The following is a 12729-nucleotide window of genomic DNA, read 5'->3' as shown; positions in this document are numbered from 1 at the left end:
CGTGCGGTTCTCGTACGCGCCTTCTCGTAGGCGCCTTCTCGTTCGGGCCGCGAGGGCCTGCGGCCCCCGCGGCCGTCCCGCCGTCAGTAGCGGTAGTGGTCCGGCTTGTACGGGCCCTCGACGTCGACGCCGATGTACTCCGCCTGCTTCTTGCTCAGCGTGGTCAGCTTCACGCCGAGCGCGTCGAGGTGGAGGCGGGCGACCTTCTCGTCGAGGTGCTTGGGCAGCACGTACACGCCGGTCGGGTACTCGTCGGTCTTCGTGAACAGCTCGAGCTGCGCGATGACCTGGTTGGTGAACGAGTTCGACATGACGAACGAGGGGTGGCCGGTGGCGCAGCCCAGGTTCATCAGCCTGCCCTCGGCGAGCACGATGACGGAGTGCCCGTCGGGGAACACCCACTCGTCGACCTGCGGCTTGATGGTGATCCGCTTGACGCCGTCGATCCGGCCGAGGCCGGCCATGTCGATCTCGTTGTCGAAGTGGCCGATGTTGGACACGATCGCCTGGTGCTTCATCCGCGACATGTGCTCGGCGCTGATGATGCCGTAGTTGCCGGTGCAGGTGACGAAGATGTCCGCGATGCCGACGACCTCCTCCAGGGTGGTGACCTGGAAGCCGTCCATCGCCGCCTGGAGCGCGCAGATCGGGTCGATCTCGGTGACGATGACCCGGGCGCCCTGGCCGCGCAGCGCGTCGGCGCAGCCCTTGCCCACGTCGCCGTACCCGCAGACCACGGCGACCTTGCCGCCGATCAGCACGTCGGTGGCGCGGTTGAGGCCGTCGATCACCGAGTGGCGGCAGCCGTACTTGTTGTCGAACTTCGACTTGGTCACCGAGTCGTTGACGTTGATCGCCGGGAAGAGGAGATTGCCGGTCTTGTGCATCTCGTACAGGCGGTGCACGCCGGTCGTGGTCTCCTCGGTGACGCCCTTGATGTCCTCGGCGACGCGGGTCCACCACTTGTCCCCGGTGACCGTGCGGCGGAGGGTGTCGAGGATGACCGCCCACTCCTCGGGGTCGTCCTCACCGGCGACCGGGACGGCGCCGGCCTTCTCGAACTCCACGCCCTTGTGCACCAGCAGCGTGGCGTCGCCGCCGTCGTCGAGGATCATGTTGGGGCCGGAGCCGTCGGGCCAGCGGAGCGCCTGCTCGGTGCACCACCAGTACTCCTCCAGCGTCTCGCCCTTCCAGGCGAAGACCGGGACACCGGAGGGGTTGTCGGCCGTGCCGTCCGGGCCGACGACCGTCGCGGCGGCGGCGTGGTCCTGGGTGGAGAAGATGTTGCAGCTCACCCAGCGGACGTCGGCGCCCAGCGCGACCAGCGTCTCGATCAGCACGGCGGTCTGGATCGTCATGTGCAGCGAGCCCATGATCTTCGCACCCCGCAGCGGCCGCGCCGCGGCGTACTCCTTCCGGGTCGCCATGAGGCCCGGCATCTCGTGCTCCGCGAGGCGGATCTCTTTGCGGCCGAACTCGGCAAGCGCAAGGTCGGCGACCTTGAAGTCCATGAATGTGTCCCTCTCCGTTGTCTCGTCGGTGCGAGTTTAGGCGTCGCGGGACTCGGGACGCATACGCGGGGGCACGAACCTGACACAAGAATGTGAGATTCGGCCGTCGACGGGTGCCGGAAGGCTCCGGGACTGTCTAGTGCTGTGACCGCATAGGTTCGCCGGGTTGGTGGTCGTGGCGGTTGGATGTGCGCTGACGTCCGATCCGACCGTTGGAGGCGCGGTGGCCGAGCCCGTCCGTGTGCGCAGACTGACCGACCAGGAGGGGCAGAAGCTGCAGCAGATCGTGCGCCGCGGCAGCACCAGCTCGGTGCGCTACCGGCGCGCGATGATGCTGCTGGCCTCCGCCGGCGGGAACCGGGTGCCGGTGATCGCCCAGCTGGTGCAGGCCGATGAAGACACCGTCAGAGATGTGATCCATCGGTTCAACGAGATCGGCCTGGCCTGCCTGGACCCTCAGTGGGCGGGAGGCCGTCCCCGCCTGCTCAGCGATGACGACGAGGGCTTCGTCATCCAGACGGCCACCACCCGCCCGACCAAGATCGGCCAGCCCTTCACCCGCTGGTCACTGCGCGAACTCGTCGCCTACCTGCGGAAGGTCCCCGGCCGCGTGATTCGGATCGGCCGCGAGGCGTTACGTGGCCTGCTCGCCCGCCGCGGCATCTCCTTCCAGCGCACCAAGACCTGGAAGGAGTCCCCGGACCCCGACCGGGAGGCGAAGCTGGACCGGATCGAGGAAGCCCTGGACCGCTTCCCGGACCGGGTCTTCGCCTTCGACGAGTTCGGCCCGCTCGGGATCCGTCCCACCGCGGGCTCGGGTTGGGTCACCCAGAAGCGCCCCGACCGACTGCCCGCCACCTACCACCGCACCCACGGCGTGCGCTACTTCCACGGCTGCTACTCAGTCGGCGACGACACCCTGTGGGGGGCGTCAACCGCCGCAGAAAGGGCGCCGCCAACACGTTGGCCGCCTTGAAATCGATCCGTGCCGCCCGGCCCGACGGCGCCCCGATCTACGTGATCCTGGACAACCTGTCCGCCCACAAGGGCGGCGTCTGCACGCGCGATGGCCGCCAGGTAGTCGGCGTAGACCTCGTCGATGGTCATCCCCTCGGGTACGTACCAGTGCGCCTCCGCGCCTGCCGCGAGCTGTCCGGCCACATCCTGTTCGCCCGCGATCACCCCGGGGAACCAGAAGCGTTCGACATCCAGGGTGAGGTGGCGCAGCAATGCCAGGCAGCTCCAGCCGCTGGGCAGCACCGGCCGCCGCAGATCCTCCTCCGAGAGCCCTTCCAGGACCCCGAGGACATGCTCGCGCTGACGGTCCAGGGCTCCCTTGAGGGCGTCGAGTTCGGCGTTCACCGGGCGGCGCACAGTTCGGCGAGGCGTTCCAGGGTGCTCGCCATCTGCGTCTGCCACCAGGCGCGCCCGCTGTCCACTTCCGCGCGTTTGTCCTCCGGCATGCGCGAACCGTCGAAGGTCTCGGTCACGACCGTCGCCCCGGCTCCGTCCGGGAGCAGATCGAAGATCCACCGGTGGCCCCACGCGGCCCCGGGTGCGGTGGCGTCCGGGTGCCCGCGACCGGGCCTCGGCTCCCAGCCGAGGCGACGGTCCGGCTCGTACTCGACGACGTGGTTGTTCATCTCATAGTCGCCGTATCGCTCGTAATGCATCCGCATCACGAAGACGTCCCCGACGCCCGAGACCACGGCGTCGGAGACGCCACCGCGCAGCATCCCCGAGCCGTCGAGGTCCGGGTGCCGTCCGGGGTCGGCCAGGATCCGGAAGATCTCCTCCGCCGGGGCCCCGATGCGCCGGGACACCACCACCACGGGCTCGCCTGTCGTACTCGTCATCCGCGTGCCTCCGTTAACCGCAGAGCATGAACCCGACTCCGGCCCGGACGCTACACCGGGGGTACGACAACGCCTCGCCGAGGACATTCCACATGCCGTCGGTTGGCGATCAAGGCCTGATCCAGCCACCCGGCGAACCTATGAGGTCACAGCACTAGCGTGGGGTCCGGGAACGTGGACCGGAGGCAACATGCGCATCACCGAGGCGGCACGGCGGCTCGGCATGTCCCCCCGCATGCTGCGCTACCGGGAGGCGCTCGGCCTGCTGCCGCCCGTACGCGACCGGGGCTCCCACCGGCGCTTCGGCCCGGACGAGATCGAGGCGGTGCGGAAGGCGGTGGACCTGGAACGCCGCTTCGACGTCTCGCCGGCGGAACTGGCCTTCGCGCTCCGGGCGCTGTCCGAGCCCGCGGTGGCCCAGGCCGTACGGGACCTCGGCGTGCGCATCGGCCGGATCCAGGCGCCGCGCCGGGCGCTGGACTTCGAGAAGGAGAAGGCCCTGGCCCTGCTGCGGCGTCGATGAACCCCCGAGTTCACTCCTCAGAGTGACGATCCTCCCTCCGATCGGAGACAGACTCTCCCCCGTGGACATCTCTTCGAAGCTCGGATCGATGGAGCGGCAGGTGGCAGCCTTCGACGTCCGGAGAGCCCTCGAATCTCCGCTCCTCGACATCGCCGTCGGCCTCGGCCTGTTCCTCCTCGCGCTGGTCCAGCTCGGCGCGTTCCGCGGTGATCTCGGTCCCATCGGGATACTCGCCACCGGGCTCGCGACCCTGCCGCACACCGTGCGCCACCGTCACCCCGTCGGGGCCGTGGCCCTGACCGGTGTGGGGGCGCTCGCCCTGCTGGTCTTCGAAGGCGCCATCGCCGGGAACATCTTCGGCCTCGGCTATCCCGTGTACGTGTCGGGACTGCTGTCCGCCTACACGGTCTTCCGCATGGTCGGCCGCAGGACCGCCTGGCTCCTCGGGTCGGGCTCGGCTGCCGGGGCCTTCATCCTCGTCTTTCTGGCAGGAGCACAGCGGCCCGATGCCGCCCTGGGCTGGGCGGCGCTGCCGGTCGCGATGGCGCTCCTCGCCGACCTGCGGCGAAGCCGGCACGAGGTGCGCGAAGCCCGGGTGGACAACCTGGAGGCGCTGCGCGAGCAGGCGGCCATGGCGGAGCGCGCCCGCATCGCCAGGGAGATGCACGACATCGTGGCGCACTCGATCTCGATGATCGCCGTCCAGGCGGAGACCGCGCCGTACACGCTCGCCGACCTGGGCGACGACGGCAGGAAGGAGTTCGCGGAGATCGCCGCGACGGCCCGCGGCACGCTCACCGAGATGCGCCGGCTCCTCGGCGTCCTGCGCGCCGAGGCGCCGCCGGAGACCGCGCCGCAACCGGGCCTGGCGCGGCTGCCCGCGCTGATCGAGCAGCACGGCGGGGAGGTCGACCTCGACGTCGTCGGCGAGGTGCGGGAGCTCCCGCAGGCCGTGAACATCTCGGCGTACCGGATCATCCAGGAGGCCCTCACGAACGCCAGGCAGCACGCTCCGGGCGCCCGCGTGTCGATCGAGGTCGCCTACCGGCCGGCGCTGCTCGCGCTCCGCATCGCCGACGACGGACCGGGCCCGGCCGAGAAGACACCGGAGGCGAGCGGACACGGGCTGATCGGCATGCGCGAGCGCGCCACGGCCCTGGGCGGCTGGTTCGTCGCCGGACCGGGCCCGGAGGGCGGCTTCCTCCTCCAGGCGGGACTGCCGACGGAATGATCAGAGTGCTCGTGGCCGACGACCAGCCGGTGGTGCTCAGGGGGTTCACCGCCGTGCTGGCCGCCCAGCCGGACATCGAGGTCGTCGGCGCCGCAGCCGACGGCCGGGAGGCCGTACGGCTGGCCGGGGCCGAACGGCCGGACGTCGCCGTGCTCGACATCAGGATGCCGGTGCTGAACGGCATCGAGGCCGCCCGGACCGTCACCGGGATCGGCGCCAAGGCTCTGATGATCACGACCTTCGACCTGGACGAGTACGTCTACCAGGCGCTCCTCGCGGGGGCGAGCGGCTTTCTGCTGAAGGACATCCGGGCCGAGGAACTGGCCGAATCCGTACGGATCGTGGCCCGCGGCGACGCCCTGCTCGCGCCCAAGGTCACCCGGCGGCTCATCGCGGAGTTCACCCGGCGGCGGGCCGCCGAGCCCGCACCGGCCGGACCGTCGCGGGCGCGGGCGCCGCTGACCGCGCGCGAGTCCGAGGTGCTGCGGCTCATGGCCCGGGGGCTGTCCAACGCCGAGATCGCGGCGGCCCTGGTGGTGACCGAACACACGGTGAAGACGCACGTCGCCCGGATCCTGGCGAAGCTCGGCCTGCGCGACCGCACTCAGGCCGTCATCCACGCCTACGAGACCGGGCTCGTACGGCCCGGAGACCTCGACTGACCGTTCCCGGCCGTGCGGCGCGGTGTGTGCGGCCGGTCAGGCGCCGGCCACCAGGTGGAGATCGTCCGCGCGCAGGGAGTCGGCCGTCACGTACGGCTGCTCGCTGACGACGTCGGTCATCGTCAGCGGCACGTTCAGCGACGGCACCAGCGTGAGCGCCCTGACCAGGATGTTCGGGTGCTCGGCCGTGAACCGCTGGGGCACGCCGAGGAGCTTGCCGGTCATCTTCGTCGTGCAGATCACCACGTTGCCCTCGAAGGTGAAGGTGCTGCCGACGAGCGTCGTCGAGCCTATGGTCTGCTGAGGCCGCTCCAGCACGGCCTTCCGCATGGTGAAGCGGAGCATCTTGACCATGCCGGTCGCGGTGGGCATCTCCACGACCCCGGTGAACTTCATGCCGGTCATGGTGAGGGAGGGGGCGCGTACGGCGGCGGACTCGACCGCGACCCTCACCTGACCGCCCGCGGGTCCGGCGGGCGGGGCCTGGCCCTCCTGGTCGTCCATGCCCGGGGACGGCGACGCGCTGGGCGAACGGGACCTCCCGCCGGTGAGAGGGGCCAGGGGGTTCGCCGATCCCAGGGCTCCCGGCAGGTCGGTGGGCACGATCGTGGGCACCACGTCCGGAACGACGCCGGAGACGGCGCTCGGCACTGCCCCGGGAAGCAGGGTGGACACCGCATCCGGCACGGCATGGGACACGGCGCGGGAGATGGTGCCGTGCTGCGCGGAGGCACCGGGGTCATCCTGTGGCACGCCCGTCCCCGTCACCAGGAGGACGGGAAGCATCGCGATCGCCAGCGCCCTACTCCCCGCACCCGGCCCCCCGCTCCCTTCGTACCGCCCCGGCGGGCCGTCCTGCCCGCCCGAAGGCCGCAGGTGCTCGTCGCGGCCGACGACCCGGCGGGTGGTGAAGGTGATCTCTCCGCCGCCGGGCGCGGGCGGGGCGGCCGCGACGGCGGGCTCGGCGGGCGGGGCGGCGGCGCCGGAGGGCTCGGCGGGCGTCCCGGAGGCGCGGGGGGCCGTCTCCTCCGGAGCCCAGGCGACCGCGAGCGCGCCCCCGACGAGGCCGAGCAGCATGCCGACGAGGAAGCCGCCCAGGTTGGCGTATACGAACGACGCGATCGAGACCAGCATGGCGACGACGCCGAGGAAGGCCCGCTGACCGGGCTGGAGCCAGATCATCAGGCCCAGGATGACCAGTACGAGCGCGATGAGGTAGGTGGCCCCGACCGTGCCCGACCGGATGACGAGCGGCAGGGCCTTCGTCGCGAACGGGATGCTCAGCAGCTCCAGGCCCGCGAGCAGCACCAGCAGGCCGCCCCAGAAGGGCCTGGACCTCCGCCAGGATCCGTTCATCGCCGCCCGCCGAGGGGTTCGACCGGCCGCCGCATCAGAAGCACTCGTGCTCGCCGGGTTCGACGGTCAAATTCAGGCCCGGAAGCTTGAAGGTCGCCGCGTTGACCGACCAGGAGACCTGCCGGAAGTTCTCGATGGAGACCGCGCTCGCCTGCTGGCCGAACATGCCCGCGGCGCCCTGCGCCTCCGGCACCTGGTCGAGCGTGCCGGCGTCGCGGCCGGCCTCGATGCCGGTGAAGACCGCGTTGCCCTGGATCTGGGAGGCATCGACGATCATGTTTTCCGCGGTCACCGGGTCCTTGCCGGTGCCCGCGGTGATCCGGAGCGTCACCGCGCCGACCGGCGACTTCATCAGGACGGTCTGGCACATGTTCGTCAGGGTGGCCTTCCGGATGCCGGAGACCGCGACCGGGATCTTCCGGCCCTTCTTGTTCTCGGTGACGCTGCCGTACTGCACGAAGCCCTGGCCCTGCAGCCTGTCGGCGGAGACCTTGAACGTGTCGCCCGAGACCACGAACGACGCGCCGATGGCGCCCTCGGCGGTCGCGCCGACGAGCACGGAGGCGACCGCGAGCGCGGGTACGAAGACGAGCGCGAACCGTTTCCAGCGCACGCGTCCCTGCTGGATCATGAGTCACCTCCGGAGGGGGGAACCGGTCAGATGCACAAGTAAAGTTACCGACCGGTACCAGGGAGGTTGAAGTGACTCGGGATCACATTTCGATCACGGTGCGCAGTGGGAAGGTGACCGAGCGAGAAGCCGATCAGGCACCGGCGGGCTGCGTCGAGGCGGCGTCCGCCCGGTAGAGGTCCGGCTCCAGGTAGATCACCCGGGCGATCGGCACGGCCTCGCGGATGCGCCGTTCGGCCTCGTCGATGCCCCGGGCCACCTCGCTCGCGGTGTCGTCGTGCTCGACCGCGATCTTGGCGGCGACCAGCAGTTCCTCCGGGCCGAGGTGCAGGGTGCGCAGGTGGATCACCCGGCTGACCTCGGGAGCCGACTCCAGCGCCGCGCAGATCTTCTTCTCCATCTCGGGGGCGGCGCTCTCGCCGATCAGCAGCGACTTGGTCTCGATGGCCAGGATGACCGCGATCACCGCGAGCAGCAGGCCGATCACGAGGCTGCCCGCGCCGTCCCACGCGCCGTTGCCGGTGATCACCGCCATCGCGACGCCGGACAGCGCGAAGACCAGGCCGAGCAGCGCGCCGAAGTCCTCCAGCAGCACGACGGGCAGCTCGGGCGCCTTGGACCGCCGGATGAAGGACAGCCAGGACTCCTTGCCCTTGTGCACCCTCGATTCCTTGATCGCCGTACGGAACGAGAACCCCTCGGCGACGATCGCGAAGACCAGCACGCCGAACGCCCACTGCGGCGACTCCACCGGCTGCGGGTCGGAGATCTTGTGCCAGCCCTCGTACAGCGAGAACAGTGCGCCGATCGTGAACAGCACGACCGCCACGACGAACGCGTAGAAGTACCGCTCGCGCCCGTAGCCGAACGGGTGTTTGCGGGTGCTCCGCTTGGTGGCCTGCTTGCCGCCCAGCATCAGCAGCGCCTGGTTGCCGGAGTCGGCCACGGAGTGGACCGACTCGGCGAGCATGGAGGACGACCCGGTGAAGAGGAACGCCACGAACTTCGCCACCGCGATCGCCATGTTGGCGCCGAGCGCCGCGAGGATCGCCTTGGTACCGCCACCCGCACTCACGTTGAACTCCTCGATGTCTACAGGCCGAAGCGATCCTAGTGCCCTACTGCGAAATCCTGGCCCGGAGTTCCGTGGACACGGCCACCGACGCCGGGTCGATCCCGTACCCGAGAGCCAGGTAGACAGTCGCGTAGTCGCACAGCCCGGCGAGGGCGGCGAGCCGCTCCAGCGGGCGCACGCCGTCGGCCGTGATCTCCGACACCGGCACCCCGCGGTCCTCGGCCATCCGTACGGCGGCGGTGCGGGACCGGGTCACCTGCGGGTGTTCCTCCACGTCACGCAGCAGGAACAGGCGCAGCCGCGGGCCGCCTCCCGGCTCGTCCAGATGAGGGTCGGCGAAGATGTCACGCCCGGCGAGGGGGCCGTCGAACGTCCCGATCTGGTTGTGCGCCGCCTCGGGCAGCTCGCCCCAGATCGCGGGATATCCCGCGTGCGCGCCGAGCCGGGTGGCCAGGAGGTGGGCCGCCACCGCGGCCACCGGAGAGGTGCCCCAGACGACCGGAACCGTGCCGGCCAGTTCCATGGCCAGCGTCTTGCCGGGGTTGATGAACGACTCGCTCGACGGGCGGCAGCGGTGCGCGAGGTCCTCCAGCCGCCCCGCGACCGCCTCGAACTCGTCCTCGTCCACGGGGACCAGCCCGAACGCCGCCGCCGCGAGGATCGGCGGCACCATCAGCGACCACAGGGTCGCCTCGGGCTGCCCGGCCTCCCCGCCGACCGGCACGTACGGCCCGCCGCCCCGCGCGACCAGGGCGGCCAGCGGCGTGTCCGGCGCGCCCACGCCGACGACCCCGCAGCCGCGCCGTATGGCCTCGGCGGTCACGGCGACGGTCTCCTCGGTCGTCCCCGAGCGGGAGACGGCGACGACGAGATCGGCGGCGCCGACCCAGCCGGGCAGCCGGTAGCCGCGCACCGTCACGACCGGAACCGGGGAGCCGTACCGGCACAGCGCCTCGAGCACCTCGCCGGCGAGCCCGCTCGCGCCCATGCCCGCCACCACGATCGCCCGCGGGCGGCCGTCGCGGCCGATCCGCGCGAGGCCGCTCTCCACGGCCGCCCGGTACGCCGTGCGCACCTCGGCGGCCGAGGAGGCCACCGTACGGAGCATGCCGGAGGGGTCGCCCTCCACCAGATATGCCTGGTCGTCGAGCCGGTCGGGCTCGAACCGGGCCCCACCGGCACCGGTCATGCCCGGCGGGCCTCGTCGACGAGGAGGACCGGGATGTCGTCACGCACCGGATAGACCAGGCCGCACGACTCGGACGTGCAGGCCAGCTCGTCCGCCTCCGGCACGGCGCGGAGGGGGGACTTGCACGCCGGGCACGCGAGGATGTCCAGCAGCCAGTCGTCGATCTTCAAGTCGTCAGCTCCTTACGACGGCGAGCACTTCGTCGCGGACGGCGGCGACCTTCTCCTCGTCGGAGGCCTCCGCGTTGAGCCGCAGCAGCGGCTCGGTGTTCGACGGACGCAGGTTGAACCACCAGTCCGGACCGCTGACGGTGAGTCCGTCCAGCTCGTCGAAGGTAACACCCTCACGCGCCGCGAAGGTCTCCCGTACGCGGGCCAGGGCCGCCGTCTGGTCGTCCACCCTGCTGTTGATCTCCCCGGAGGCGGCGTAGCGCGAGTAGCGCGACAGCACCTCCGACAGCGGCCGGTCCTGCTCGCCCAGCGCGGCGAGCACGTGCAGCGCGGCCAGCATGCCGGAATCGGCGAACCAGAAGTCGCGGAAGTAATAGTGGGCCGAGTGCTCGCCGCCGAAGACCGCGCCGGTGCGGGCCATCTCGGCCTTGATGAACGAGTGGCCCACGCGGGTGCGGACCGGCTTGCCGCCGTGCTCGGCGACGATCTCCGGCACGCCCCTGGACGTGATCAGGTTGTGGATGACCGTCGCGCCGGGGTCCTTGGCCAGCTCGCGCACCGCGACCAGCGCGGTGATCGTGGACGGCGGCACCGACTCGCCCCGCTCGTCGATGACCCAGCAGCGGTCGGCGTCGCCGTCGAAGGCGATGCCGATGTCGGCGCCCTGCGAGACGACCGCCTTCTGCAGGTCGCGCAGGTTCTCCGGCTCGATCGGGTTGGCCTCGTGGTTCGGGAAGCTGCCGTCGAGCTCGAAGTAGAGCGGGGTCAGCTCGATCGGCAGGCCCTCGAAGACCTCGGGGACCGTGTAGCCGCCCATCCCGTTGCCGGCGTCGACGACCACCTTCAGCGGCCGGATTCCCGACAGGTCGACCAGGGTCTTGAGGTGGGCGGCGTAGCCCTCCAGCAGGTTGCGTTCCGTCACCGTGCCCGCGCCGGGAGTGCCGCCCAGCCCACTTTCGAGCAGCTCGGCCGCGCGGTCGCGGATCTCCAGCAGCCCGGTGTCGGTGCCCACGGGAACGGCCCCGGCGCGGCACATCTTCATGCCGTTGTACTTGGCCGGGTTGTGGCTCGCCGTGAACATCACGCCCGGCAGGTTCAGGCTGCCGCTGGCGTAGTAGAGCATGTCGGTCGAGCCGAGGCCGGCGTTGACGACGTCGGCGCCGCGGGAGGTCGCGCCCCGCGCGAAGGCCGCGGCCAGCGGGCCGGAGGAGGTGCGCATGTCGTGGGCCGTCACCACCGACGTCGCACCGGTCAGCTCCACGAACGCCGCCCCTACGGCCTGCGCGATCTCCTCGTCGAGCTCGTCGGGCACCACACCGCGCACGTCGTACGCCTTGAAGATCCTGCTGAGGTCGGCCACTGCAGCCCCTAAAAAGTCGTTAAGTCTTCGCACCTGAGCCTATAGCGCCTGATTGCCCCCACAACGGGCGATCCAACGCGGTGCGCGCGATCTCGTCGCGCGGAGCCTGAACGCTTCAGCGCTCCCGATTGGGCTGCGCCGACTTGAGCACGCGCAGATGACCCCGGCGCCCCACCTCGACCGCCTGACCGACCGGCTCTCCCGCCGCGGGGGCGGGGCGGGCGGCCTCGCGGACCGCGTTCGCCAGCGCCTCCAGGTCGTCTCCGCTCGGGGACACGGACTCGGACGGAAGGCGCACGACCTCCCAGCCTCTGGGCGCGGTGAGCCGTTCCGCGTGCTCCGCGCACAGGTCGTAGCAATGGGGCTCGACGTACGTCGCCAGAGGGCCGAGTACGGCGGTCGAGTCGGCGTAGACATACGTGAGTGTGAAGACGGCAGGCTGCCTGCAGGCGGTACGGGAACAGCTGCGGACGGGGCTCACGGAGGGACCGTATCCGGTCCGCGTTCACATTGCCACCACCCCGCCGCTCTTATCGAGCGTGTCGCCACAATTCAGCGTTCTGAGAAGTCCTCATGAGATTGTCGGGCAAAGCGGACACAACGCCACGCGGTCCGTCGTACCCGCGGAAGCGGCTCAGGCGGTGTCCGGCGGATCACGCCGGCACGCCCTAAGCTGACTGCGTGAGCGATCGGAGCGGTGACGGGCCGGACCCCCGGCGGCGGGTGCGCCGGCGCGACCGGCACGGTCGCGGGATGCGTGGCCCGCTCGCGCCCTCGCACGTCCCCATCGCCAAGTCCCGCGGGGAGCGTTTCGACGACCTGGTGCTCGACGCGGTCGACCGGCTCAAGCCCCGGTGGGGCGCCCAGCTCGCCGCCGTCGAGTTCGCCGTCGAGGAGGTGCCGCCGGCCGACGAGTTGGTGGACGGCCCGGCCCGGTTGTCGTCGGACCCGATCCCGCTGGGACGGGCGGAGTCGGCCGCCGGGGACGACCCCGCGACCGTCGTGCTGTATCGCCGGCCGCTCGAGGCGCGGGCCCGCGACCGGGACACGCTCGGCACGCTGGTGCTGGACGTGGTGGTCGAGCAGGTGGCGAGCCTGCTGGGCCTCACCCCGGAGACGATCGACCCCGGCTACGACGACCGTCACTGAGACCACGCTCCCGATA

At 71.1% G+C, this 12729-nt stretch carries 13 protein-coding genes and 2 pseudogenes; 5 read left to right on the top strand and 10 right to left on the bottom strand.

Features of this window, described 5'->3' with window-relative positions:
* Positions 1–83: 83 nt before the first annotated feature.
* Positions 84–1511, bottom strand: coding sequence for an adenosylhomocysteinase (ahcY, locus tag OG344_RS15365; protein WP_327043953.1), 1428 nt, complete (start codon positions 1509–1511; stop codon positions 84–86).
* A gap of 223 nt (positions 1512–1734) precedes the next feature.
* On the opposite strand from ahcY, the pseudogene OG344_RS15360 reads away from it, so the two are divergent.
* Positions 1735–2561 (top strand): annotated as a pseudogene (locus OG344_RS15360) (IS630 family transposase); the annotation flags it as partial.
* A 42-nt stretch (positions 2562–2603) separates the two neighbouring features.
* Here the strand turns inward: OG344_RS15360 and OG344_RS15355 are convergent.
* Both OG344_RS15355 and OG344_RS15350 read right to left on the bottom strand, forming a co-directional pair.
* A pseudogene (locus OG344_RS15355) lies at positions 2604–2873 on the bottom strand (DUF664 domain-containing protein); the annotation flags it as partial.
* Positions 2870–3367 carry an SRPBCC family protein gene (locus tag OG344_RS15350; RefSeq protein WP_177241249.1) on the bottom strand — a complete coding sequence of 166 codons (498 nt, stop codon included), beginning with the start codon at positions 3365–3367 and terminating at the stop codon, positions 2870–2872. The pseudogene OG344_RS15355 and the gene OG344_RS15350, both read right to left, overlap by 4 nt.
* 190 nt (positions 3368–3557) lie before the next feature.
* Between OG344_RS15350 and OG344_RS15345 the strand changes: the two genes are divergently transcribed.
* The 3 genes from OG344_RS15345 (at position 3558) to OG344_RS15335 (ending at position 5783) form a co-directional block, all read left to right on the top strand.
* The gene (locus tag OG344_RS15345) at positions 3558–3890 is read left to right on the top strand and encodes a MerR family transcriptional regulator (RefSeq protein ID WP_405088794.1); all 333 of its coding nucleotides are present in this window, start codon (positions 3558–3560) and stop codon (positions 3888–3890) included.
* 61 nt (positions 3891–3951) lie between these two features.
* Positions 3952–5121: a sensor histidine kinase gene (locus tag OG344_RS15340; RefSeq protein ID WP_405088793.1), complete on the top strand. Its 1170-nt coding sequence runs from the start codon at positions 3952–3954 to the stop codon at positions 5119–5121.
* Positions 5118–5783, top strand: coding sequence for a response regulator (locus tag OG344_RS15335; RefSeq protein WP_405088792.1), 666 nt, complete (start codon positions 5118–5120; stop codon positions 5781–5783). The genes OG344_RS15340 and OG344_RS15335 overlap by 4 nt, the downstream gene beginning before the upstream one ends.
* Before the next feature lie 36 nt (positions 5784–5819).
* Here the strand turns inward: OG344_RS15335 and OG344_RS15330 are convergent, their stop codons facing one another.
* The 7 genes from OG344_RS15330 to OG344_RS15300 all read right to left on the bottom strand — a co-directional run bounded on the left by OG344_RS15330 (position 5820) and on the right by OG344_RS15300 (position 12045).
* Positions 5820–7139 (bottom strand): DUF6114 domain-containing protein, encoded by a 1320-nt coding sequence (locus tag OG344_RS15330; protein ID WP_405088791.1) that lies wholly within the window; start codon positions 7137–7139, stop codon positions 5820–5822.
* 34 nt (positions 7140–7173) lie between these two features.
* Complete coding sequence (locus tag OG344_RS15325) at positions 7174–7770, bottom strand: DUF6230 family protein (RefSeq protein ID WP_405088790.1); 597 nt, start codon at positions 7768–7770, stop codon at positions 7174–7176.
* A 133-nt stretch (positions 7771–7903) separates the two neighbouring features.
* On the bottom strand, positions 7904–8845 hold the full coding sequence (locus OG344_RS15320) for a cation diffusion facilitator family transporter (RefSeq protein WP_327043947.1): 942 nt from the start codon (positions 8843–8845) through the stop codon (positions 7904–7906).
* A gap of 43 nt (positions 8846–8888) precedes the next feature.
* A complete protein-coding gene (locus tag OG344_RS15315; RefSeq protein WP_405088789.1) occupies positions 8889–10034 on the bottom strand; it encodes an SIS domain-containing protein in 1146 nt (381 codons plus the stop codon).
* A complete protein-coding gene (locus OG344_RS15310) occupies positions 10031–10204 on the bottom strand; it encodes a Trm112 family protein (RefSeq protein ID WP_204284056.1) in 174 nt (57 codons plus the stop codon). Before OG344_RS15310 ends, OG344_RS15315 begins: the two co-directional genes overlap by 4 nt.
* Positions 10205–10208: 4 nt before the next feature.
* Positions 10209–11564, bottom strand: a complete 1356-nt coding sequence (locus OG344_RS15305) for a phosphomannomutase/phosphoglucomutase (protein ID WP_405088788.1) — start codon at positions 11562–11564, stop codon at positions 10209–10211.
* A 115-nt stretch (positions 11565–11679) separates the two neighbouring features.
* Entirely contained in the window at positions 11680–12045 is a 366-nt protein-coding gene (locus tag OG344_RS15300; protein ID WP_139573364.1) for a DUF3499 domain-containing protein, read from the bottom strand.
* 200 nt (positions 12046–12245) lie between these two features.
* On the opposite strand from OG344_RS15300, the gene OG344_RS15295 reads away from it, so the two are divergent.
* On the top strand, positions 12246–12713 hold the full coding sequence (locus OG344_RS15295) for a metallopeptidase family protein (RefSeq protein ID WP_405088787.1): 468 nt from the start codon (positions 12246–12248) through the stop codon (positions 12711–12713).
* The last annotated feature ends 16 nt before the right edge of the window (positions 12714–12729 follow it).

This window comes from Microbispora sp. NBC_01389, from assembly GCF_045040095.1.
GTDB lineage: Bacteria > Actinomycetota > Actinomycetes > Streptosporangiales > Streptosporangiaceae > Microbispora.
This window is presented reverse-complemented; position numbering and strand designations above follow the sequence as displayed.

Excerpts from the sequence above, each read along its gene's own strand:
- ahcY (WP_327043953.1), bottom strand. The coding sequence starts at position 1,511 with ATGGACTTCAAGGTCGCCGACCTTGCGCTTGCCGAGTTCGGCCGCAAA.
- OG344_RS15350 (WP_177241249.1), bottom strand. The coding sequence starts at position 3,367 with ATGACGAGTACGACAGGCGAGCCCGTGGTGGTGGTGTCCCGGCGCATC.
- OG344_RS15345 (WP_405088794.1), top strand. The coding sequence starts at position 3,558 with ATGCGCATCACCGAGGCGGCACGGCGGCTCGGCATGTCCCCCCGCATG.
- OG344_RS15335 (WP_405088792.1), top strand. The coding sequence starts at position 5,118 with ATGATCAGAGTGCTCGTGGCCGACGACCAGCCGGTGGTGCTCAGGGGG.
- OG344_RS15330 (WP_405088791.1), bottom strand. The coding sequence starts at position 7,139 with ATGAACGGATCCTGGCGGAGGTCCAGGCCCTTCTGGGGCGGCCTGCTG.
- OG344_RS15325 (WP_405088790.1), bottom strand. The coding sequence starts at position 7,770 with ATGATCCAGCAGGGACGCGTGCGCTGGAAACGGTTCGCGCTCGTCTTC.
- OG344_RS15315 (WP_405088789.1), bottom strand. The coding sequence starts at position 10,034 with ATGACCGGTGCCGGTGGGGCCCGGTTCGAGCCCGACCGGCTCGACGAC.